This is a genomic window from Marinibacterium profundimaris (genome assembly GCF_002210095.1).
Lineage (GTDB): Bacteria > Pseudomonadota > Alphaproteobacteria > Rhodobacterales > Rhodobacteraceae > Marinibacterium > Marinibacterium profundimaris.
In genome coordinates this window covers 1-20899 of record NZ_AQQR01000030.1, presented here as the reverse complement: position 1 = coordinate 20899, position 20899 = coordinate 1, and the positions used below count along the sequence as shown (strand labels likewise).

Below are 20899 nucleotides of genomic sequence, written 5' to 3'. Positions count from 1 at the left end.
GTACTGTTTCACTTTCGTGAGAATAGGTGGTGAATATGGACACACCGTCTCGCTCATGAGACAGTATGCGCACCACTCGACCGCAGCGGGGATCTGACCAATGGACCTTCTTGCCCTTGCCGATTTCACCCTCGTGGCACGTCACGAAGGCTTCGGGCGCGCGGCCCGCGCCGCGGGGCGGCCCAAGGCCACGCTGTCGCGCCGGGTGGCCGAGCTTGAGGCGGCGCTGGACCTACGTCTGTTCGAACGGGGCGGGAGACTGCTGAAGCTGACCGAAGAAGGGCGTGCCCTCTACGCGCGGACCAGCCGCCTTCTTCTTGAGATGGAAGAGGCGACGGTGGCGGTGGCCTCGGGCGGCGAGAGGCCGCGCGGGACGTTGCGCATCAGCGCGCCGCTGCTGTTCTCGCAGACCGCCATGGGCCGGATCGCCGCCGATTTCGCGCTGGCCTACCCGGAGGTGCGACTGGAGGTTACGACCGAAGACCGCGCCGTCGACATGATCGAGGAAGGCGTCGATCTGGTCATCCGGGTCAACCCCGCGCCGGATGAAAGTCTCGTCGGGCGGGCGTTCCTGCGGGATCGTCTCGTTGTCGTGGCTCCTCCGGATCTGGCCCGACCGGAGGCGGACACAACTGTGCCAGCGGTGGTCCGGTCGACCGCGGACCGCGCCCTTTGGCGGCTTAAGGGCCCCGACGGGACACGGTCGGTCGAGATCGAGCCGGTCCTTGGCCTGGCCTCGTTGATCATGGTGCGTGATGCGGTGCGCGCCGGTGTCGGAGCCGGGCGCCTGCCCATCTCCCTGGTCAGCCGCGACATCGCCGAGGGGAGGCTGGTAAAGTGGGGCGACGTGGACGCGCCCGACATCGCGCTCTGGGCGCTCTACCCGTCGCGCCGCCTTCTCAGTGCCCGGGTCTCGGCCTTTCTCGACATGCTCAAGCGGGCTTTCCCCGAGGGCAAGCCCGAGGAGCTCGCGGCTTACATCGACCGGTAACCTGCATCGGCAGCGATCCACGGCGCGCGCAGGACTTGCCTATCATCGGTGTCGGGCGTGAACTGCCTTGGCCGTTCAGGTTATTCCACGTCTAGTGCACGCGCCAGTATGCGCATGTCAGCAGTCTCGCGACGTTTCACGCTCGTTGCCAATGGAAGGCTTACATTCAGAGCGGAAGCTGGGTCGTGTACTTGAGTTCATCCAGTAGTACGGAGCTCTGGATTTCGTGCACTCCGGGGAGCAAGACGATCTGATCGCGTAGAAGGGCGTGGAAATGATCCATGTCGCGCACCACAACGCGGACGTTGAAATCGTAATCGCCGAGCATGAGTTGAACGACCTGAACCTCTGGAATGCGCAACACGGCCTGCTGGAACTTCTCAAACGACTTGCGACCGTGCGACGTCAGTTTGATCCGCACCAGGACAATCGCGTTGAAGCCTAGCTTTTTCCGGTCGAGGATCACCGTCTTGCCAAGAATGATCCCTTGTTCGGTGAGCCGGGAAACGCGCCGCGAACACGGCGACTGAGAGAGCCCGATCCGGTCCGCGATGTCCGTGACCGAAAGCGCTCCATCCGCCTGCATGACGCGCAAGATGCGCCGGTCCACCTCGTCAATCTCGTGCATGGTTCATTCCTCCTTTTTGCGTCGGGCAGCTGCATCATGCTGGTTCTCGTGAGATTTGTAGCAATAAAGCAAAAAGAATTCCCGAAATCTTGCATAGAATATCCTTCGGATCGTTTGGTCCACGCAGACAGCCGGCTGAAAGCCTGCGATGGGACGGCGTTTTCGCAGGGGCAGGCACTGCCGGGGAGGATGACAATGAGTAATACGGCGTCCGGTGCGCAGGGGTTCTACACGCAAGGCATCCTACTGATGTGTGTGGGGGTGGCCTGTCTGAGCGCTAATGACGCGATTGCGAAGACATTGACCGCCGGCTATTCGCCGCTGCAGATCCTGTTCCTGCGCAACGTGATCGCCCTGCCGATCACCATAGTCATCGCGCTGTTCATGGGCGGCCCGTCGGCACTGCGCTCGCACCGGACCGTTGCGCACCTGCTGCGTGGTGCGCTTTGGGTCGGTGCCACGATGATGTTTTTCACCAGTTTCATCTACCTCGCGCTGGCCGAAGCCACCGCGTTGATTTTCGTCGCCCCCTTCTTCATCACCCTGATCTCGGCCGTTTTCCTGGCGGAGGAGGTCGGTTGGCGACGCTGGCTGGCCGTACTGGCGGGGTTTCTCGGGGTTCTCGTGATCATCCGCCCGGGGGGAGCCGCGTTTCAACTGATCCATCTGCTCCCCGTCGCGACGGCACTCGTCTATGCCCTTTTGATGCTGAGCGCCCGTTGGGTCGACCCCCGCGAAAGCGTGTGGACCCTGCTCGTGTATCTGACCGGGGCGGGTGCGTTGCTGAGTGCGCTGATCGTGCCGTTCGTCTGGGTTCACGTCAGATTGGGTGACCTGTGGCTGTTCGCCGGCATTGCCTTGTTCGGCACCGCCGGGATGACGATGATGACACAGGCCTTCCGCCTCGCCCCTGCGGTCGTGGTGGCGCCGCTGGATTACACCGCGCTCCTATGGGTCACGCTCTTCGGCTGGCTCATCTGGCGCGAGAGCCCGGACGCGATGACATTTCTCGGCGCGGCGATCATTATTGCGAGCGGTGTCTTCACCATCCTGCGTGAACAGAGGCAAGCCGGTTCATAGAATGCTGAGATGAAGGAAAATGGAGTGCGGACATGGTCTCATCTACCGAAACCGCAAAAGCGATAGAGATCCAGCCCGCAATCTGGGCTGATTTCGAAGCCCTCATGGGTGAGAAAGGGGGCTGCGGCGGCTGCTGGTGCATGTTGTGGCGGCGTACAGCCAAGGAGATGGAGGCCGGAAAAGGCGAAGGAAACCGACAAGCGATGAAGGCACTGTTCGATCAGGGCGAGGCCCCCGGGCTTGTCGCCAAGGCGGGCACGGACGTCATTGGCTGGATCCAGATTGATCGCAGGGCCGCGTTTCCGCGTCTCGCCTCGTCGCGGGTACTCAAGCCAGTGGATGAATTGGATGTCTGGTCGGTTTCCTGTTTTTTTATCGACAAACGGTTCAGGCGCACGGGCCTCTCGCTCAAACTTCTGAACGCGGCCGTGGACTGGGCGCACAGCCGCGGCGCAGCCATTGTCGAAGGCTACCCAATCGACACGCCGCGCCAGAAATTTCCGTCGTTCTATGCCTGGACGGGGTTCTTGGGAACGTTCAGACAGGCAGGGTTTGCCGAGGTCGCCCGGCGATCCGACACGCGGCCGATCATGAGAAAGGCGCTTGGCGATGACCGGGAGGATTGAAATGCTGACGGGCAGATGTGAATGCGGTGCGGTGGCCTTCGAGGTGAAACACGTTCGGGATACTGTCACCGTCTGCCATTGCAGTCAGTGCCGCCGCACCAGTGGGCATCTTTGGGCCTCGACACATGCTGCGTTCGACGACTTGACCTTCACGCAAGATTCAGGGCTTCGGTGGTATGTCTCGTCCGAGACGGCAAAACGCGGGTTCTGCGCCAAATGTGGTTCCAGCCTATTCTACCGCATGAACGGTGAACGCGGGATCGGGATCGCGGCGGGGTGCCTGGATGTCATCAATGGACTGCGCATCGGCAAGCACATCTATGTCGCCAGCAAGGGGGACTATTACCCTGTCCCTGCCGATGGGGACTCCTTCGAGGAAGGGTGACCCTTGCCAATTGCGACGCGCCGGCGTGTCGTGGCGCTGACCATCAGGGCGCAGGCCCCCGAAGTCCGCGCGCGATCTCGTCAATTGCGCGCCGTTTCCGATCTGTGCAACACTAGGCCTGACAGTGCGATTAGGGTGCCGCCGATGAGTGTTGCTGGGCCGGGAAGATCGCCGAAAACCGCGGCGCCGAATGCGATCGCGCCAACGAGTTCCAGATAGACCAGCGGAGACAAGCTGCTGGCCTCTGCATAACGGAAGGCCTGAATGGTTAGGAAGTGGGCGAGGGCGGAGATAGCCCCCATGGACAGGATCAACCAAAGCAGGTCAACGGAAGGTACTTCGAATGTGAGGGCCGCTTGCGGGCTGAGCAGAAGCGTTCCGACAAGGCATTGAAAGCACAGCGTCTGAAGGGAGTCGCTGCGGGACGCGGAGAGCTTGGTGACGACGAGGTAGACGCCATGAAAGCATCCGGCCAAGAGAGCGATGCCTGCGCCCAAACTGCCACCGCCGAACGGTTGCAGCACGATCAAGGCGCCGAAGACCGCAAGGACAAGGCTCGTGCCTTTCGCGATGGTCAGCCGTTCATTGAGGAACAGAACCGACAGCAGCATGGCGACGATGGGCCCGGAAAAGTAGGCCGCAATGGCGGAGGCGAGGGTCGTCCATTGTAATGAGACGAAGAAGAGGGTCATCGCGATGACCAGGCAAAGCGTCCGCAAGAACTGCATGGCAAGGCCCAGTCGTGGAAGGATCCTTCGGCCCCTCATCGCGACGGCGATCGGCAAGACCACAAGTGTTGCCGCTGCATATCTTGCCCAAGCGACCAGCAGGGGCGACAGCGTCTCTCCCAGCAGCTTCGCGATGCCGTCCACAATCGGGACGATCAATGACGCCGATGCCATGAGCGCGAGGCCGATCGTTGCGCTGTTTGCCTGACGGGGAATTGTGTTGTGCATGTCGAAAGCCCCTTGTCAAAATGCTGGCTACATCGCCGATTTGATTTTTGGGATGTTGGGCTTGCGTAAAAGCGCATCAAGGCGCTTGTGTTTGGCGCCCACCTTAGAGCTGTTCTAAAAGAGTGCAACCCGCCACTTTCGCGTGCCTTTACCATCTAAGCGCGAACGGATCAGTTTTTCCGTGTTCCGGTCTTCCCGTTGATATCTCGCCTCAATTAGCTTGGTTCAGCCCAGGAATGCGACTATAATAGTCGTAGTTCTGGCGTGCGCGCCGGGCCGGATGGGAGGTGATCTGCATGATCACCGCCCGACAATCACGGGCCGCGCGGGCGCTTCTTGGTTGGACACAGGAGCAGCTTGCGGATGAGGCCCGGGTATCTTTGACCGCGCTCAAGCGCCTCGAGTCCGAAAGCGGGCTCGAGGTCTACGAGACCACGCGCGACCAAGTCCGACGGGCTTTCGAGGCGAATGGCATTCTGCTCCTGAACTCCGACCAGGGGATTGGAGTGATGCATGTGCAGGCGAAAGCCGTCGCTAAGAGCTGACTGTTCCGGCAGGTTTCGCCGTGAACGGAATTGCGCTATTGCCGTGCTCACGAAAACGTCAACCTTCTGTGCTAGGAATGTACAGAAGCCGCAGTGGGGATGCGTGTGACGATCAGCAGCTTGCAGGATGTGCCGCCGCAGGGGGCCGTGGTGACGGACTATGACCGTCGCCACATGGCGCAGTATATGCGTTTGCTCGATGCTGCGGGCGAGGGCGCGAGCTGGCACGAGGCGGCGCAGATCATCCTTGGCCTCGATACGCAGAAAGAGCCGGAGCGGGCGCGCCTGGTCCACGACGCCCATCTTGAACGCGCACACTGGCTGAGTTCCGAGGGCTATCGGCAATTGGCGGCGGGGCGAACCAACTGAGAAGGTGATGCGTCCCACGCATCACCTGATGCCTTGCGGCGGACTTCCCAAGTGATTGATCTCTCGGAATCCTTTCTTGCGATCAACCCAAGGGAGAAGCGATGCCATGCAACCCGACCGCTCGAACTGGCGTAACCAGGCGGCCTATGACTATCTCGATGATCTGGCCGCGCCGGAACTCGGCTGGGAATGCCTGCGTCGCAATCCCGAATATCAACATGACTATGCAGAGCTTGCAGGGGGACCACCTGAGAGGGCTGACCTGAGGGATCAGGTCGGCCGTCGATGGGGTCTGTGCTTTCCCGGTTCGCCCCGGTCTGAGCGCGACTGTCGCAGAGATATTCTGGCGCCCCGAAATCGATACCAGCGCCGTGGTCCTTGCGGTCGCCCCCGAAGCACTCGCCGGAGAGACTGATACTCCCGGCGGTGAGATAGTCGCCCCGAAGGGCAGGGCATCCCCCATTGGCAAGCACCTGCGCCACAGGCTGCCGGACGGGACATACCTGCATCTCGTCGCTCCCCTGAAAGACCGTGGTCGGCTTGTTGCCACTGTTCCTCTCGGCCCCGAGGGCCTTGATCGCATCGAGGCGATCCAGCGGCTCCTGGCGGACCAGCACCGCCGTCGATCGATCCCCCGCGACACTCGCCTCACAGCGCAACAGAAAGCACGCCTGCGGCGGGTCCTCCAGGCCTCCGACGCCGCCTTCGACGGCGCGACCCAAAAGCAGATCGCCGAGGTGCTGTTCCGGACCGGTCGCCTGGATCGCGATGAATGGCAGGTCTCCTCAGCCCGCTTTGCGGTTTCCAGCCTCCTTCGCGAGGGCCGCGAGCTGATCGCCGGCGGCTATCGCAAGCTCCTTCGTCACCAGCGCCGCCTCTAGGTCGGCGATCGCGCGCCGCGGTGTGCGAATTTACCCCTGCCAACTCCCCACTGCATCTGACCGGACGCGCTTCGCCATCATGACCGTCATCCGCCGCTGTTTCGCGGCAGTGGTCACACACAGTAGGGAGACGCCCGATGTCCGCCATCTCAACCGAACTTCCCCCGCGCTATCTGCGCACCAAGGAAGCCGCGCAGTTCCTCAGCCTGTCTGCCCGCACGCTGGAAAAGCACAGAACCTATGGCACCGGTCCCGCCTACCACAAGCTGGGCGGGCGTGTGGTCTATGCGATTGAGGACCTGCAGACCTGGGTTGGACGCGGCGCTGTCACCTCGACCTCCGATCCGCGCGGACAGGTGCTCCCGGCGAAACGCCACACGCTCGCCAATCTCCAGCAGCCCGGCCGCTTCGTGCGCTGACGCAGCGGCAATGCCGTCATGACCGATGGACGCAAACCCCGCTCCGAGCGCGGACAGCTCGATCTGTTCCGCGCGCTGCCCGGTGACTTCGCCCCCAGAGATGCGCAGGACCTCATGGCCTATCCCTTCTTCTCGCTCGCCAAGTCGAAGCGCGTTGCGCCGATCGACTTTGCCGCTGGCAGCGTCAGCATCCGGGTCGAGGCTGTTCCTGATCACGGTATGGCCACGATCTGGGATGCCGACATCCTGATCTGGGCGGCGAGCCAGATCGTCGAGGCGCGTGACGCGGGCCTGCGTACCTCCCGGCTGATGGCTGCCACCCCATATGAGATCCTCACCTATGTCGGTCGCGGAACCAGTGCGCGTGATTACCAGCGCCTGAAGGCGGCGTTGGATCGTCTGCAGTCGACGACGATCTCCACCTCGATCCGGCAGCCGGCTGAAGGACGCCGCCATCGCTTCTCCTGGATCAACGAATGGCAGGAGCGCAGCGACAGGGACGGGCGCCCGGACGGCATCGAGCTGATTGTCCCCGACTGGTTCTATCAGGCCGTGCTCGACAATGCGCTGATCCTCACCATCGACCGGGCGTATTTCGACCTGACCGGCGGGCTCGACCGCTGGCTGTATCGCCTGGTCCGTAAGCACGGTGGCCGCCAGCGCGATGGCTGGCGTTTCGACTTCCACCATCTTCACCAGAAGTCCGGGGCACTGTCGCCCTTCAAGCGGTTTGCCTTCGAGCTTCGCGACATCATCCGGCGGCAGCCGCTGCCAGGCTACACGCTCTTTTTCGAGACAGAGGTTGGTGGCCGCAAGCTGCTGGCCTTCGAGCCTGCGCCGGGCTGTGGAAAACCTGTGAATGCGCTCGTGCTATCGGGAACCCGGACTATCGTGCCATCAGGAACCGGGGTCTCGTGCTATCAGGAACCCAAACAGGGTGTAACGCACGGAAGCAAAAGCGGAAATCGCGCCCTTAACTTAGAATCTAACGAAGACTCTAACTTTGAAGAGCGCGCGGATGGTGTGGAGAACATCATCCGCAGCGCAGCCGGGGGCCTTCGAAAGGCTGAGAAACCGGACGCATCGAGCACGCCTGGCGCTGCCGGATCGCTCCCGGACAGCCCCGCATCCGACACTGTCAGTCGCCGCGTCTTGGCACGCCTTCCACTCGATCCTCCGGGAGGTCGGTGATGAGTGTCATTCTGAGGCCCGGCAAATCATCCGCGATTGAGGCTTCCTCGCTCAGCTTCGACGGTATGACCCGCGTCGAATTGATCTGGCTGGAGCAGCAGAGCGAGTTCTGGATCCGGTTCGGCAACGGGGCAGGGGAGCAGGTCCTGGACCGCAGCCGACGTGTGGTCTTTTTCATGCCGGGTGCTGTCTTCGCCTTCGTTCGCTGGGCCGCGAATGAGTATGGAACCGTCGTCTCGTGCATCGACATCGTGCTGACGATGGCGCCCGGCCGTTCCTATCAGACGCTGCCCTTCGTGCGCCCAGGTGGTGAGATTTTGTTGAAGATCGAAGGCTGGCCCAAGGTCGAGAAGGTCCTCCGCCATGTCGATGCCATCGAGGGTCTCGGCATCGATCCTGCCGACGTCGATCCCGATCACTGGCGCCATGTCGCCCACTGGATGAAGGCGGGCGAAGCGCCGCGTCCCTATACGGCGGAAGGCCATGCCGCATGGCGCCGGCGTCGGGAGATCGGAAAATGACCCGTGCCCGCTACATCATGGTGACGGTTGCGGCGCTCGCCGCCGTCATCGTCGGCAGCATTCCGACTGCGCCACGGCTGGTCTGGAACGCCTCGGCCAGCGTGCCGATTGGTTTCTACACCATCGCGCCGACGGATCGGCTCGCGGTGCCAGATCTGGTCGTGGTCATGCCGCCCGAACCCTTTGCAGGTTTCATGGTCGCGCGCGGCTATGTCGGTCGCGATGTGCCGATCCTAAAGCACGTCATCGGGCTGCCGGGACAACGGGTCTGCCGTGACGGGGCCGCGATCACCGTCGATGGCAGACACCTGGGGGAGGCGCGAGAGCGCGACAGCCAGGGCCGCGATCTTCCCGTCTGGCAGGGCTGTCGCACCATCGTAGAAGGCGAGGTCTTCCTGATGAACCCGGCGGTCTCTGACAGCTTCGATGGCCGCTACTTCGGTCCGTTCCCCACCTCGGCGGTGATCGGCCGGGCCAGTCCACTGTTCACCGACGAGGGTGGCGATGGCCGCCTCGTCTGGCACGCACCGGAGCGGTGACGCGCGCTTATGGCGGGACGTGCCAGCGGCCTGCCTCCCATTCACCGCATGAGGAAGGAGCCTCCAATGCCACAGATCGGTCAATTCACCCGCACCCCGTCTGGCTATGCCGGACAACTGCGTACGCTCTCTCTCGACCTGGAACTGACCTTCGTTCCCACAGACAATGTCGATTCAGAGAAAGCTCCCGCCTACCGCATTCATCTCGGTGACGAGGAGGGCCCGGAAGTTGGCGCGGGCTGGAAACACACAGGCGAAACCGCAGGGGCGTTCGTTTCGGTCCTGCTCGATGATCCGGTTTTCCGGCATCCGATCCGCGCCCGCCTGTTCCAGTCGGATGAGGAGGGCAGGGACTGGGGGTTGCACTGGACCCGCCCGAAGAAGCGCGATGAGCGGGACTGACGATGATCATGTCCTGCACCCGTCCCGCCTCGGGGAGAGGTGGCATCTGCCGCCGCATACTCCTTCTTCTTTCCGGCCTCCTCATCCCGGTCACCGCCACGCAGCCGCTCTTGGCGCAAACCGGTGGGCCCGAACACGCAATCGCCGCGCATCCCTACGCCGCCCAAGTCACCGAGGCATCGCAGCGCTTCGGCATTCCGACGACATGGATCATGGCCGTGATGCGGGCAGAGAGTGCGGGCGATCTGCGTGCGGTTTCTTCCGCTGGCGCGATGGGGCTGATGCAGGTCATGCCCGACACCTGGGCCGGGCTGCGCATCCGTCATGGCCTAGGCGAAGACCCTTACGATCCGCGTGACAACATCCTCGCGGGCACGGCCTATCTGCGCGAGATGTGGGACCGCTATGGCAATGTCGCAGCGATGCTGGCCGCCTATAACGCCGGTCCCGCCCGCTACGATGAATACCGCCTGGCGGATGGTCCGTTGCCGGCCGAGACGCGCGCCTACGTCGCTGCGCTTGCACCCGTTCTGCTTGGCGAGCGGCCATCGGGCACCGCTATCACTGCAGGCCGGCCGCTCGATTGGCGTGAGGCGGCGATCTTCATCAGCCGCGACGACGGGACGTCTGCGACTGATCCTGTGTCGCCTCATCGGACGCTCGGCGGCGCTGTTTCACCCGTCCCGGCGGTGCCACAGGCGGGCATCACCCCGCAATCTGAGGGCCTCTTCGTCCAGCCGGAGACTAGTGAGGCCCGGCCATGATCCGCGCGACGACACTTCGCATTCTATCCTGCTCTGGCGTGTCTTGGAGGGCGCGAGGGGTGGCGGCGGGCACCACGACCGACGGATGGCAGGATAAAAGGGCGCACGGTGCGCGGCGGTTGGGCGGTTGTTTTTGTTCATGTTTTTGCTGCGTTCCGCACCGTATGGCGCGTGCGCGCAGCGTGCGAGATGTGTCCAACATTCTGATCTTTTGCGATGTTTCGCACTGTGTGGGGGCCTCCCATGCCCGATGATCGCGAGTTCCGCATCCGTCCGGGACGTATCCGTTCGACACGGGCGCAGCAGGCACGGCCCTTCATCGCACAGGCCCTGGCTACGGCAAAAAAGGCCGGGGGTGGCGTCTCGCGAGCGGGGCGCGTCACCCCTGGCAATCGGTCCCGCTTCGGGCGCGGTCAGCGCGCCAGCATTCAGGCCAACCGCCTCATTACCGCCCGCACGCGCGGCGCGGTGGTCAAGGCGCGCGTGGTGCGGCACAGCAAGAACACCGCGCCTCTCGGAGCCCACCTCGATTACCTGCGCCGGGACGGCGTGACCCGGGACGGGGAAAAGGCCAGGCTTTTCGGGCCGGGAGCGGAGGATGCCGATGGCCGGGCCTTTGCCGAGCGGTGTCGCGATGACCGTCATCATTTCCGGTTCATCGTCTCGCCCGACGACGCGCCGGACATGTCCGACCTGCAATCCTTCACCCGCGATCTCGTCGGGCGGATGGAGCAGGATCTCGGCACGTCTCTCGATTGGGTCGGTGTCGATCACTGGAACACGGCCCATCCGCATGTCCATTTGATCGTCCGGGGCGTGCGTGACGACGGCCCGGATCTCGTGATCTCGCGGGACTACATCAAGGAGGGGATGCGCGACAGGGCACGGGATCTCATCACCCAGGAACTGGGCCCGCGCAGCGATCTCGAGATCCGCCGGACGCATGAACGTCAGATCGGGGCAGAGCGTTGGACGCAGCTCGATCGACAGTTGCTGCGGGATGCGGGGCGTTCGCGCATCCTTGACATGGCGCCGGATACGGATCGGCAGCCGGATGCGCTTCACCAGCTGAAGGTCGGGCGTCTGCGCCGGTTGGAAGTCCTTGGCGTTGCCGACCAGATCGGACAGTCGCAGTGGCACATCAGGGATGATGCCGAGGCGGTCCTGCGCGAGATGGGGGAGCGTGGCGACATCATCAAGCGAATGCATCGTGCCCTGACGGACCGGGGGATCGAGCGCGGGTCCTCGAGTTACGTGCTTGCCGCGGAGAGCCTCGATGTTCCCGTCATCGGTCGTCTGGTCGAGCGCGGTCTCGATGACGAGCTGAAAGGGTCGGCCTATGCCGTCGTCGATGGTGTCGATGGCCGGAGCCACCATATCCGTCTGCCCCATCTCGACGCCGCCGGCGACAGCGCTCCGGGCTCGATCGTGGAGCTCCGCACCTATGACGATGCGCGCGGCCAGCGTCGTGTCGCGCTGGCGGTCCGGTCCGACCTGGACCTTGCAGCGCAGGTCTCCGCGTCGGGGGCCACCTGGCTCGACCGGCAGGCAATCGCGCGCGACCCGCTCGCCCTGTCGGACCAGGGCTTCGGTGCCGAGGTCCGGGAGGCCCTTGAATTCCGGGCCGAGCACCTGGTCACGGAAGGGCTAGGAGAGCGGCGGGACGGCAGGGTGGTCTTTGCCCGGCGCCTGCTCGGAACCTTGCGCGACCGGGAGTTGCAGGCGGTTGGCGCGCAGCTCTCGGCGGAAACCGGGTTGCCGTTCAACAAGGCGGATCCGGGTGACTACGTCAGCGGCATCTATCGCCAGCGTCTCGCGCTGGCTTCGGGCCGTTTTGCCATGGTCGAGGGCTATGGAGCTGACGGCGCGCTCGGGTTCCAGCTCGTGCCCTGGTCTCCGTCTCTCGAAAAGCACCTCGGCCGGGATGTCACCGGCGTCGCGCGCGGGGACAGCGGAGTGGACTGGGACTTTGGCCGCAAGCGCGGCCTCGGCCTCTGATCAACACACCGGAAAGGAGCGACAGTCATGTCCGCAACAAAGATCCTCTGGGGGCAGATCTCCATCGTCTTCCTCATCATTCTGGCCACCACCTGGGGCGCGACGCAATATGTGGCTGCAAGCCTCGGCTATCAGGCGCAGCTGGGCCCGCCCTGGTTCGTGCTGTTCGGGACGCCCGTCTACTATCCACCGGCCATCTTCTGGTGGTGGTACTTCTACGAGGCCTACGCGCCACCGGTCTTTGCGACTGGCGGGATCATCGCTGCCTCGGGGGGCTTCATCGCCATCGGTGTGGCCATCGCCATGTCGGTCTGGCGTGCCCGCGAGGCCCGCAACGTTGCGACCTATGGATCAGCCCGATGGGCCGAGAAGGGCGAGGTGAAGGCGGCTGGATTGCTGGACCCGGATGGAGTGGTCCTCGGTCGCTATGAGCGGGAATACCTGCGCCACGATGGGCCGGAGCATGTGCTTTGCTTCGCGCCGACACGATCCGGCAAGGGGGTAGGGCTCGTCGTACCCTCTCTTCTCACCTGGCCCGGCTCGGCCATCGTTCATGATATCAAGGGTGAGAACTGGCAGCTGACCGCCGGATTCCGGGCCCGGCACGGTCGGGTCCTGCTGTTCGATCCGACCAATCCGAACTCTTCGGCCTACAACCCCCTGCTGGAAGTCCGCCGTGGGGAGTGGGAGGTTCGCGATGTCCAGAACATCGCCGACATCCTCGTCGACCCCGAGGGGAGCCTGGAGAGGCGAAACCACTGGGAGAAGACCAGCCACAGCCTGCTCGTCGGGGCGATCCTGCATGTCCTTTATGCCGAGAAGGACAAGACGCTGGCCGGTGTCGCCAACTTCCTGTCCGACCCGCGGCGTCCCGTGGAGTCCACACTCCGCGCGATGATGCGGACGTCGCATCTGGGCGAGGCGGGGCCGCATCCCGTGGTCGCCAGTGCCGCCCGCGAGCTGCTCAACAAGTCCGAGAATGAACGCTCCGGTGTGCTGTCGACGGCGATGTCATTCCTTGGCCTCTATCGCGACCCTGTCGTTGCTCAGGTCACGCGCCGCTGCGACTGGCGGATCGGTGACATTGTCGGGGGATCGCGACCTGTCACGCTGTATCTCGTGGTGCCGCCCTCTGACATCAATCGCACCAAGCCGCTCATCCGACTGATCCTCAACCAGGTCGGCCGACGCCTGACCGAAGACCTGCAGAGCAAGGATGATCGGCATCGGCTGCTTCTGATGCTGGATGAGTTCCCGGCGCTTGGTCGGCTCGACTTCTTCGAGAGCGCGCTGGCCTTCATGGCGGGCTACGGGCTGAAGAGCTTCCTCATCGCCCAGTCGCTGAACCAGATCGAGAAGGCTTACGGCCCGAATAACTCGATCCTCGATAATTGCCACGTCCGGGTGAGCTTCGCGCCCAATGATGAGCGCACGGCGAAGCGCGTTTCTGATGCTCTCGGTACCGCCACCGAGATGAAGGCGATGAAGAACTATGCCGGGCACCGTCTGGCCCCCTGGCTCAGCCATCTCATGGTGTCCCGGTCAGAAACTGCGCGGGCGTTGCTCACCCCCGGAGAAATCATGCAGCTTCCGCCATCCGATGAGATCGTCATGGTGGCCGGCACACCACCGATCCGCGCGACCAAAGCACGATACTACGAAGATACGCGGTTCATCGAGCGGGTCTTGCCGCCACCCGACTTGGTGGATGTGGACGCTTCGGGGAAAGATGACTGGAGCAGCCTGGCAGTCCCAACCCAGGACGACGAACTCGAGCCAGTATCCGAGACGAGACCGGAGGATGAGGACCCGAAAGCCTCGGAGCGCCGTCATCAGCCGGAGCTGGCGCAGCCTCAGCCGGTCGACAGGCAGACGCCTCTCGAGAACGAGTTTGAATTCGACCCGCCCGAGGATGAAGAAGATGGCGCCATCCGCAATCGGCGCATCATGCACCAGATGCGCGGGGTCGCGCGTCAGGTCTCCCTCAATCCCGATGACGGGATGGAGCTTTGATCATGACCTCGAGCCGCAAGAAGACGAAGATCTCAGTCTACCTCGATCCTGAGGTCATGCAGATGCTGGCGGAGTTTGCCGCCCGGCGCGACAGATCCCAATCGATGGTGGCCGAGGCCGCCATCGCATCCTTCCTCACTCCGGATGACGCAGAGCGCCGCGACGCGGTTCTGGCCCGACGCCTGGATCAGATCGACAGGCGGATCACCCGGCTGGAACGCGATGTCGGGATCTCCGTCGAAAGCCTGGCTGTGTTCATCCGCTTCTGGCTTGCGACAACACCGGCTCTGCCGGAACCTGCAGCGAAAGCTGCGCGGGCGAAGGCTGGGGAGCGCTATGAGGCATTTATCTCGGCGCTCGGTCGGCGCCTCGCGCAGGGGCCGAAACTGCGGCAGGAGGTGTCGGAGGATGTGGAAGTAGGCGCAGGTGGCTGAAAGGATGTCACCTGTCTCAGCCGCAGACGTCGGAACTGTAGCCGTGATCACCGTGTCCGGGTTGATCGGCCCAAAGCCGCCGCCCGATGCCCAACCTCGGTGCTGCGCAACGGCACGTCATTGCGGACCTTCGCCGCAACCGAAAGTTCAGGTGATAGGCGAACTCACGCGTTGCGGGGTAGAACTGTCGTTTCTAGTCTCGGGATCAGTGACCAATGCTTTTCGCGTTCATCAATGGTTGCCCGAGCGGTCAATATGTTCTCGGCACGAGGGGCGCTATCGGAGGGAAGTGATGATCAACCTGAGTGCGGGCGAACGAGATGCCATTGAAGACATGGATGTGGATGCTCTTCGAATTGCCATCGAGGAAGCACGGAAAGCGCACAGCTCGACTGCAGTGACGCGCCTACAGCTTTATCGCCTTGGCGCTTACGTCCAGGAAGCCGAACGGCGGTTCGACTTGGCATTGGCCAACCTGCGCAAGGCGAATGCCGCGGCGAAGATCGCGAGTTCAGAGCAAGCAGCCATTCGTGCCGGATGGGATCTCGCCTCAGCAGTCGATCAGATGAAGAGTCGGGCAAGACAGGAGAGGCGCGATGGTGAGCGCTTTTATGTCGATGACCACATCCACGAACCCTTCACGTTCCGACCAGAGATGACCGTCTCGGTTTCGTACCGCTGGCGGACCACGGAAAACGATGACTGGTCTTATGGTCGGATAATCTTCCATCATCACCATGTTGCCCGGCCCCAACCCGGGGCTTTCGCTCATCGACGCAAGCTGACCGCGCGTCAGCGTGAGAAAGAGCTATCGGAGGCGCTCCAGCGGGAGTGGTATCATATGCGCGATCTAGCCCTTTTCAGCGTGCGGGATTTTTTCCGCGATGGTGGAAATGGGGCCGACATCCCGGAGACGTTCGATGCCGTCACTGATCGCGGTAGCTTGAATAACTCCAGTCTGAACTTCTGGGCGTGACAACCTTGCAGTTACCGATCTCCACTCCGCAGCGTTTCGTGGGACCATGACCGGGCAAATCCGTTGTTCGCGGCCCGAACCTGTCATTGAACCCAAGGCGTGTCGTTGCCGCGCATCGTCACCGAACTGGCCGTTCGCCTCCTGCGCAGCATACTGTCCCCAACAAAGGTCCGCAGTGCGGACAAAGTAGGTTTGATGTGCGGGACGAAATACCGTTACATCGGCCATCGTTTTTTTAAGTTTCATTACCCGCCAAAGGTAGGTGTATCCCATTCCGGAGGATCATAGATCTTCGAACGTTTGATCTCGCCGGTGTAACCGGTATTCTTTCGCAATCTTTCTCTGTCCGCCCGCCAAGTAGTGCGATCCCGGTTTGGATCAGCCATGATCTGTGTAATCATCTCATGCGGATTAACAGCGTAGCGATATAGACCCTTTTCCGTGTAACCTTTTGCGTCCCCAAAATAAATTAGACGAACTTCACTCTCATGCCTGAAGGATCTTCGCTTGAGCAATAGGCTCTCCGCGAGCCGCCGCGCATTGACCTTTGACACGCCGCCATTTCGGGCATATGCTTCTAGATCATTTTCGCGCTTGTATAGGACTTTTCCAATGAAACAGGTATCCTGTGGCATTTCCGAATGCGCTTCAATGAGAGCGGCAAGAAGTTTTCGGGGCGTAGATCGAACTCGAAGAAAGCGTAAGTCTGGCTTGTTAGCGTAGATGCCCCACATTGCTTCCGATAGATATTCTCTCGTCCAACATTGCCCGACAAAATCGTCCCGAAACGCGTATTCGAATGGCTCACCATTCAGGATGCCTCCAAGCTTGAGCTGAAAGTTCTCAAACTTGTCCTTCCAATTGTGCACTTGGCTCAGAACATTTGTCTGCTGGGAGAAAATATCGATCACATATTTTTCGGGCATGATTCTGTAGATGTGCTGATCGAGTTCATCATCATTTAAATTTAAGACACACTTATCCACGGCACCTGTTCCCATCATCTGCTTCCCTTCCGCGAGTTCTTAAAGAGCAACCTTACACGGGACGTTCCCGCTCTAAAGGTGTTGATCAAACGGCTGCTCTCCCATCTCGCATCATTCCTTCAGTATGAATGTCAGCTATACGGCACCCATGCGCCATCGTCGTCTTGCCGACGCTTCTTACAGGGTTATGGTTTCAAGAAACTCCGTTCATCTTACTTCGTAATTCTTCAGACCAGTCCTTTAACGACTTAATGTCGGCCATGATTTCGGATGGCTCCGGCGGCTCGGGATCATGGCCACGGGAAGGATCATGTGCATCGACAAAGTCACAGCACTTTTTAAACCCATTTTGGAAAATTTGCACATCGGAGTTTTCCAAAGCTGTGACACGCTTCAAATTTTTGGTGTCAATGTAATCGCGGTGACGCATTACAACATTGGCAAATAAGATGTCCTCAAGCGCCCGTTCCCAAGTCGCCCGCAATCGACTGTAGAGCGAAGATGCTGCCGCTTTATAGCCCTCGTCGTCATTTTCCTCGAACAAGCGTTTTGCAGCGCGGGCTTCTTTTTCAAGTTTGTCAATCCGGTCTCTAATACTAGAGGCCGTCCACGGCAAATCCTTGTTAACGATGCCGACGACATCCTGTCCGCGAGTGAGATGCGCCAGCGTAGTCGGCGTATTTCGCTCCGAAGCCAGCTGTGCCAGATCGTTCACGAAGATCATGTCATGCGTGAACACGATAACCTGCCGCACGCCGGCTTCCTTTGCCAGGCGCTTGGCGACTTTTGAGCGCCAGCGATGATCGAGTGATGAAACCGGATCATCGAACACAAGCGCCGATGTATGCGATGCATTGGCTAGTTCTGTAAGGTATGAGGCCAACGCCACACAAGTCTGCTCGCCCTCGCTGAGCACATCATGGACCTTGGCCTTGGGGTTGGCATAGAGCTTCACCTCGTATTGGGGTGAACCGAATTTGCCCCCCGAGCGCACGACCTCGACCCGCACGCGATTACCAGCCAGTGCGACGATCTCTTGTTGAAACCGGTCGCGCATACGCGGCGTGATGAGATTGTCGGCAATTTCGTTCCCGAGCCGCGTGATCGCCGTGGTAGCAGTGTCGCGCAAGCAGTCTTCATTGCGCTTTAGCTCTGCGAGCCTCGCGATCTCTGTTTTCGCAATATCCAGCAGATCGTGACTTTGTTTCCGATCCTGCAAATCAGCCAGTTCGTTCAGCACGGCTTCCCGTGCTTCGCCGCCGGATGCGTCATCGAGAGAAGCCGCATAGGCACGGGTCTGCGCGGCTTCGGTGTTTACGGCCTCCGCGACGGATTCAGGCAAAGCCAACGGATTCGGAACATCTTCGCCGGAGAGCTGCGCAAGCGTCTGGACCTGCACACGACGCGCGAGCGCGATGGATCTCAGCACTTGCCTTGCGAGCGTGAAGTTACCAGCTTTCAAACTCCGATAGGCGGCAGAGACCTTGTTGACGTGGATAGCAACAGCGCGGAATTTTTGCTCTGCTTCCTTGAAGACGCGTTCGGCCTCAGCCGCTTTGGTTTCTGTGTCCTTCTTGATGAAGTCTTCAAAACCAAGCATCCGCGCGGCGGTGGAATCGTCGATCTCCTGATGACACAGAACGCAGATATCCCCTTGCGGTGGTGGAAACGCCACTCCAACGTCCTTCGCCACCCGCGAATATGACCTGGCGGATTCCCAGAGGGTTCGCCAGACGGTTTCACCAACGCCCTCAAGCGCCAATCCGGAAAACGCCTCATGCGCTGCCGTGTTGGCGGCCGTCCGCATGTCGTCAGCACTCTTTTTCGTAGCACGAAGCGCCTGAATGGCCTCGTCATTCAGCGCCTGCTCGATCCGCTTCAAATAGGATTCCAGTTGATCGAGCTGGGACGCGTAGTCGCGCTGCGCTTTTGCCGCCACAGCGGGGTCTTGAGCGAGATCGGCTTGAAGCTTAGTCAAGCGTGCTTCGTCCGCATCCGAAAAGGGCGTCTTGGACTTCATGGCCGCGATATCGGTATCATGACGAAGCGAAGACAGGGCTTTGCCGAGCGCAGAGCGGCTCGACCAGATTGGATTGACGAAAACGGAGTTGCGCTTTTGCTCCAATTTTTCCTTCTCTGTTGTCAGGCGCGCCTTGATTTCCTGACAGACACCGGCGAGGTCATCCGGAATATCGAGGCCGAAGGGACGAAACCAAACCTCGTTTTTCTTCTGAACGTGTACCGAAGCTGCGTCACGGTCAAAGACCGTGATGGCGGAAAGCGCCTCGGCGGACCCGCCGTCATCTTCCCACGCGACCGTTTCCGCTGCGCCGCCAGTACGGGTGATTTTCAGATCGGCCTTTGCTGTATGCGTTGGGGAAGAGCTATAAACATCGGATATGATCTCACCGGCATGTCGTGAGCGGCAAGCCTTCTTAAGAATTCGCGTGTAGCCGGATTTTCCTGTGCCGTTCTGCCCGTAAACAATGGTCAGGCCGGACTCCTCAAAGTTTAGCGTCTGGCCGGTCGCGAGCTGGTTTACACCAAATACATTTGCAATGCCGGACAGGGAAATCGACTCACCGGCACCAGGATCAATCGGCAGGTGGTCCTTCGAAAGTGGTTTGGCCATCAGCGTCACTGTTGGGTCGCCATGCTCTTTTCTGCAAAGCTCCAATAACTCCTCGAGCGCCTCTTCATTCGGATAACCGTTCAAGACAATGCGGCGCAGCGCATCGCGTTGCCACAGTGGACGGCCCTCTGACCAAGCCAAGATTCGTCTTGGGACAGTATCTTCGCTCTTATCGATACTCGCGCTGTCCGACATCACCGTATTAATCTCTCTCAAAAAGTATGACCCTCAATATCAGAACGTTACAAGTGCCTAGCCAATGACGGAAGCTTATTCCTCTGTTCGCAGTTGGAATCGTTGTAGGATAGCAGAGCCCTGTGTGCGGATACATGCGCGACGCCAATGTCAGCTTTCTCTGGCGGCGGATCGATAGCTTGCAAGTGGGGCGAAGGACCTGTGTGGATGGCTCCCGCATAGCAAGTCCTAAATGATCTCATGTACCTTTTCAGAAGCGGTCTTGTGTCCGGCCTGTTTGCGCGGTTCACACCGCTGGTCCTGATGGGATCCGCAGATCAAGTTCCTATCTGCTTTGCGGGCAATTGCGCCCGGGTCATTCGGCGGAGCGTCCTGATCGTTGCGGCTGAAGGGTACACCATCACATCGTCGGTCTTGCTATCTCACTGTTTCTGTACGCCTCAGGCGGTATGCGGGCGGTAGGGTTCGTTCCTGGTCAGCACCGCCCACATGATCCGCGCCGTCTTGTTCGCCATGGCGACGGTCGCGAGCCGGGCCGGCTTTCTCTGCAACAGCTTCGTCAGCCAGGGATCGGCGCGCTCCGCATGATTAGTGACCTGCCGCACGCGCGATGTCATCCCGACGACGATAAGCTGGCGCAGATACCGATCGCCCATCTTGGTGATCTTTCCCAAGCGCTCCTTGCCACCGCTGGAGTGGTTGCGTGGTGTCAGACCAAGCCGCGCCGCAAATTCCCGACCACTCTTGAACTGGTGACCCGACCCGATCGTGGCGGCCACGGCCGAGGCGGTCACCGGCCTGACGCCGGGAATGGTCTGCAAGAGTTGCGCCTGGCGGCTGAGACGGGCCTGGATACGCATCGTGATCTCGTACCAGCGAAGGCGGTTGTGGAGCTCGACCAGCTGACGGTTGAGAACCCGCAGAACATCCTGGGCAAGGTCGGGGAAGCCGGACTGCTTGCCCTCGATGATCCCTTTCGCAAAATCGATGGGCCGCGCGACGCCCCGAGCAATGGTGATCCCGAACTCCGCGGCCAGGCTTCGGAGCATGTTGATCAGCTGGGAGCGCTGCCGAACCACCAAGTCCCGTGTGCGATGCAGGGAGAGAAGCGCCTGCTGGTCCTCGGACTTGATCTCGACAAAGCGCATGGTCGGCCGCGTCACGGCCTCGCAAATGGCCTCTGCGTCGACAGCATCGGACTTGCCCCGTTTCACGTAGGGTTTGACGTACATCGGTGGCATCAGCCGGACAGTATGACCGAGCTTCGTAAGCTCGCGGCCCCAGTGGTGGCTCGATGCGCAGGCCTCAACGCCGATGAGGCAGGGCGGTAATCCCCCCGTTTTTACGGGGACTTGGTCGTAGAGTTCA

At 61.3% G+C, this 20899-nt stretch carries 23 protein-coding genes; 18 read left to right on the top strand and 5 right to left on the bottom strand.

The annotated features are described in order from the left end of the window. Positions 1 to 100 precede the first annotated feature (100 nt). A complete protein-coding gene (locus ATO3_RS26680; protein ID WP_020042541.1) occupies positions 101 to 991 on the top strand; it encodes a LysR family transcriptional regulator in 891 nt (296 codons plus the stop codon). Between the two features lie 166 nt (positions 992 to 1157). Here ATO3_RS26680 and ATO3_RS26675 read toward each other — a convergent pair whose 3' ends face one another. Next, positions 1158 to 1619, bottom strand: a complete 462-nt coding sequence (locus ATO3_RS26675; RefSeq protein ID WP_020042542.1) for an Lrp/AsnC family transcriptional regulator — start codon at positions 1617 to 1619, stop codon at positions 1158 to 1160. Positions 1620 to 1814: 195 nt separating this feature from the next. On the opposite strand from ATO3_RS26675, the gene ATO3_RS26670 reads away from it, so the two are divergent. From ATO3_RS26670 to ATO3_RS26660, 3 genes are read left to right on the top strand one after another with little or no spacing between them, the layout of a single operon-like run. Next, positions 1815 to 2699, top strand: a complete 885-nt coding sequence (locus ATO3_RS26670) for a DMT family transporter (RefSeq protein WP_088652845.1) — start codon at positions 1815 to 1817, stop codon at positions 2697 to 2699. Positions 2700 to 2731: 32 nt separating this feature from the next. Then, positions 2732 to 3325 carry a GNAT family N-acetyltransferase gene (locus ATO3_RS26665; RefSeq protein ID WP_233152333.1) on the top strand — a complete coding sequence of 198 codons (594 nt, stop codon included), beginning with the start codon at positions 2732 to 2734 and terminating at the stop codon, positions 3323 to 3325. After that, a complete protein-coding gene (locus ATO3_RS26660) occupies positions 3309 to 3710 on the top strand; it encodes a GFA family protein (RefSeq protein ID WP_088652844.1) in 402 nt (133 codons plus the stop codon). The genes ATO3_RS26665 and ATO3_RS26660 overlap by 17 nt, the downstream gene beginning before the upstream one ends. 80 nt (positions 3711 to 3790) lie before the next feature. On the opposite strand, the gene ATO3_RS26655 is transcribed toward ATO3_RS26660, so the two are convergent. Beyond that, positions 3791 to 4666, bottom strand: a complete 876-nt coding sequence (locus tag ATO3_RS26655; RefSeq protein ID WP_020042546.1) for a DMT family transporter — start codon at positions 4664 to 4666, stop codon at positions 3791 to 3793. A 296-nt stretch (positions 4667 to 4962) separates the two neighbouring features. Here ATO3_RS26655 and ATO3_RS26650 point away from each other — a divergent pair, with 296 nt between their 5' ends. From ATO3_RS26650 to ATO3_RS26590, 14 genes are all read left to right on the top strand, one after another. Then, positions 4963 to 5211: a helix-turn-helix domain-containing protein gene (locus ATO3_RS26650; protein WP_021120486.1), complete on the top strand. Its 249-nt coding sequence runs from the start codon at positions 4963 to 4965 to the stop codon at positions 5209 to 5211. A 99-nt stretch (positions 5212 to 5310) separates the two neighbouring features. Continuing rightward, complete coding sequence (locus ATO3_RS26645) at positions 5311 to 5580, top strand: DNA -binding domain-containing protein (protein WP_088652843.1); 270 nt, start codon at positions 5311 to 5313, stop codon at positions 5578 to 5580. A gap of 106 nt (positions 5581 to 5686) precedes the next feature. Beyond that, positions 5687 to 5995 (top strand): transcriptional regulator domain-containing protein, encoded by a 309-nt coding sequence (locus ATO3_RS29610; RefSeq protein WP_408630833.1) that lies wholly within the window; start codon positions 5687 to 5689, stop codon positions 5993 to 5995. Then, positions 5952 to 6461 (top strand): DUF2285 domain-containing protein, encoded by a 510-nt coding sequence (locus tag ATO3_RS26640; RefSeq protein ID WP_233152332.1) that lies wholly within the window; start codon positions 5952 to 5954, stop codon positions 6459 to 6461. Before ATO3_RS29610 ends, ATO3_RS26640 begins: the two co-directional genes overlap by 44 nt. Positions 6462 to 6598: 137 nt before the next feature. Further along, positions 6599 to 6880, top strand: a complete 282-nt coding sequence (locus ATO3_RS26635; protein ID WP_088652842.1) for a helix-turn-helix transcriptional regulator — start codon at positions 6599 to 6601, stop codon at positions 6878 to 6880. 114 nt (positions 6881 to 6994) lie between these two features. Then, the gene (locus ATO3_RS26630) at positions 6995 to 8071 is read left to right on the top strand and encodes a replication initiator protein A (protein WP_456298939.1); all 1077 of its coding nucleotides are present in this window, start codon (positions 6995 to 6997) and stop codon (positions 8069 to 8071) included. Then, entirely contained in the window at positions 8071 to 8592 is a 522-nt protein-coding gene (locus tag ATO3_RS26625; RefSeq protein WP_088652840.1) for a DUF2840 domain-containing protein, read from the top strand. The genes ATO3_RS26630 and ATO3_RS26625 overlap by 1 nt, the downstream gene beginning before the upstream one ends. Next, positions 8589 to 9131, top strand: coding sequence for a S26 family signal peptidase (locus ATO3_RS26620; protein WP_088652839.1), 543 nt, complete (start codon positions 8589 to 8591; stop codon positions 9129 to 9131). The genes ATO3_RS26625 and ATO3_RS26620 overlap by 4 nt, the downstream gene beginning before the upstream one ends. A gap of 66 nt (positions 9132 to 9197) precedes the next feature. Next, entirely contained in the window at positions 9198 to 9533 is a 336-nt protein-coding gene (locus ATO3_RS26615) for a DUF736 domain-containing protein (protein WP_088652838.1), read from the top strand. Positions 9534 to 9535: 2 nt separating this feature from the next. Continuing rightward, on the top strand, positions 9536 to 10297 hold the full coding sequence (locus ATO3_RS26610) for a lytic transglycosylase domain-containing protein (protein WP_088652837.1): 762 nt from the start codon (positions 9536 to 9538) through the stop codon (positions 10295 to 10297). Positions 10298 to 10540: 243 nt separating this feature from the next. Then, positions 10541 to 12295 (top strand): relaxase/mobilization nuclease domain-containing protein, encoded by a 1755-nt coding sequence (locus ATO3_RS26605; RefSeq protein WP_088652850.1) that lies wholly within the window; start codon positions 10541 to 10543, stop codon positions 12293 to 12295. 27 nt (positions 12296 to 12322) lie between these two features. Further along, positions 12323 to 14308, top strand: coding sequence for a conjugal transfer protein TraG (locus ATO3_RS26600; protein WP_088652836.1), 1986 nt, complete (start codon positions 12323 to 12325; stop codon positions 14306 to 14308). A 2-nt stretch (positions 14309 to 14310) separates the two neighbouring features. Continuing rightward, positions 14311 to 14742, top strand: coding sequence for a CopG family transcriptional regulator (locus ATO3_RS26595; RefSeq protein WP_088652835.1), 432 nt, complete (start codon positions 14311 to 14313; stop codon positions 14740 to 14742). 292 nt (positions 14743 to 15034) lie between these two features. Beyond that, positions 15035 to 15718: a hypothetical protein gene (locus tag ATO3_RS26590; RefSeq protein WP_088652834.1), complete on the top strand. Its 684-nt coding sequence runs from the start codon at positions 15035 to 15037 to the stop codon at positions 15716 to 15718. Positions 15719 to 15963: 245 nt separating this feature from the next. Here the strand turns inward: ATO3_RS26590 and ATO3_RS28665 are convergent, their stop codons facing one another. From ATO3_RS28665 to ATO3_RS26575, 3 genes are all read right to left on the bottom strand, one after another. Continuing rightward, complete coding sequence (locus tag ATO3_RS28665) at positions 15964 to 16722, bottom strand: DUF2971 domain-containing protein (protein WP_143747395.1); 759 nt, start codon at positions 16720 to 16722, stop codon at positions 15964 to 15966. A gap of 175 nt (positions 16723 to 16897) precedes the next feature. Beyond that, the gene (locus ATO3_RS26580; protein WP_088652832.1) at positions 16898 to 19531 is read right to left on the bottom strand and encodes an AAA family ATPase; all 2634 of its coding nucleotides are present in this window, start codon (positions 19529 to 19531) and stop codon (positions 16898 to 16900) included. A gap of 440 nt (positions 19532 to 19971) precedes the next feature. Beyond that, a partial coding sequence (locus ATO3_RS26575) for an IS110 family RNA-guided transposase (protein WP_143747394.1) occupies positions 19972 to 20899 on the bottom strand: 928 nt, incomplete at its 5' end.

Excerpts from the sequence above, each read along its gene's own strand:
- ATO3_RS28665 (WP_143747395.1), bottom strand. The coding sequence starts at position 16,722 with ATGATGGGAACAGGTGCCGTGGATAAGTGTGTCTTAAATTTAAATGAT.
- ATO3_RS26645 (WP_088652843.1), top strand. The coding sequence starts at position 5,311 with ATGCGTGTGACGATCAGCAGCTTGCAGGATGTGCCGCCGCAGGGGGCC.
- ATO3_RS29610 (WP_408630833.1), top strand. The coding sequence starts at position 5,687 with ATGCAACCCGACCGCTCGAACTGGCGTAACCAGGCGGCCTATGACTAT.
- ATO3_RS26610 (WP_088652837.1), top strand. The coding sequence starts at position 9,536 with ATGATCATGTCCTGCACCCGTCCCGCCTCGGGGAGAGGTGGCATCTGC.
- ATO3_RS26595 (WP_088652835.1), top strand. The coding sequence starts at position 14,311 with ATGACCTCGAGCCGCAAGAAGACGAAGATCTCAGTCTACCTCGATCCT.
- ATO3_RS26625 (WP_088652840.1), top strand. The coding sequence starts at position 8,071 with ATGAGTGTCATTCTGAGGCCCGGCAAATCATCCGCGATTGAGGCTTCC.
- ATO3_RS26580 (WP_088652832.1), bottom strand. The coding sequence starts at position 19,531 with ATGTCGGACAGCGCGAGTATCGATAAGAGCGAAGATACTGTCCCAAGA.
- ATO3_RS26600 (WP_088652836.1), top strand. The coding sequence starts at position 12,323 with ATGTCCGCAACAAAGATCCTCTGGGGGCAGATCTCCATCGTCTTCCTC.
- ATO3_RS26665 (WP_233152333.1), top strand. The coding sequence starts at position 2,732 with ATGGTCTCATCTACCGAAACCGCAAAAGCGATAGAGATCCAGCCCGCA.
- ATO3_RS26630 (WP_456298939.1), top strand. The coding sequence starts at position 6,995 with ATGGCCTATCCCTTCTTCTCGCTCGCCAAGTCGAAGCGCGTTGCGCCG.
- ATO3_RS26660 (WP_088652844.1), top strand. The coding sequence starts at position 3,309 with ATGACCGGGAGGATTGAAATGCTGACGGGCAGATGTGAATGCGGTGCG.
- ATO3_RS26605 (WP_088652850.1), top strand. The coding sequence starts at position 10,541 with ATGCCCGATGATCGCGAGTTCCGCATCCGTCCGGGACGTATCCGTTCG.
- ATO3_RS26590 (WP_088652834.1), top strand. The coding sequence starts at position 15,035 with ATGATCAACCTGAGTGCGGGCGAACGAGATGCCATTGAAGACATGGAT.
- ATO3_RS26655 (WP_020042546.1), bottom strand. The coding sequence starts at position 4,666 with ATGCACAACACAATTCCCCGTCAGGCAAACAGCGCAACGATCGGCCTC.
- ATO3_RS26620 (WP_088652839.1), top strand. The coding sequence starts at position 8,589 with ATGACCCGTGCCCGCTACATCATGGTGACGGTTGCGGCGCTCGCCGCC.
- ATO3_RS26670 (WP_088652845.1), top strand. The coding sequence starts at position 1,815 with ATGAGTAATACGGCGTCCGGTGCGCAGGGGTTCTACACGCAAGGCATC.
- ATO3_RS26675 (WP_020042542.1), bottom strand. The coding sequence starts at position 1,619 with ATGCACGAGATTGACGAGGTGGACCGGCGCATCTTGCGCGTCATGCAG.
- ATO3_RS26680 (WP_020042541.1), top strand. The coding sequence starts at position 101 with ATGGACCTTCTTGCCCTTGCCGATTTCACCCTCGTGGCACGTCACGAA.
- ATO3_RS26650 (WP_021120486.1), top strand. The coding sequence starts at position 4,963 with ATGATCACCGCCCGACAATCACGGGCCGCGCGGGCGCTTCTTGGTTGG.
- ATO3_RS26615 (WP_088652838.1), top strand. The coding sequence starts at position 9,198 with ATGCCACAGATCGGTCAATTCACCCGCACCCCGTCTGGCTATGCCGGA.
- ATO3_RS26635 (WP_088652842.1), top strand. The coding sequence starts at position 6,599 with ATGTCCGCCATCTCAACCGAACTTCCCCCGCGCTATCTGCGCACCAAG.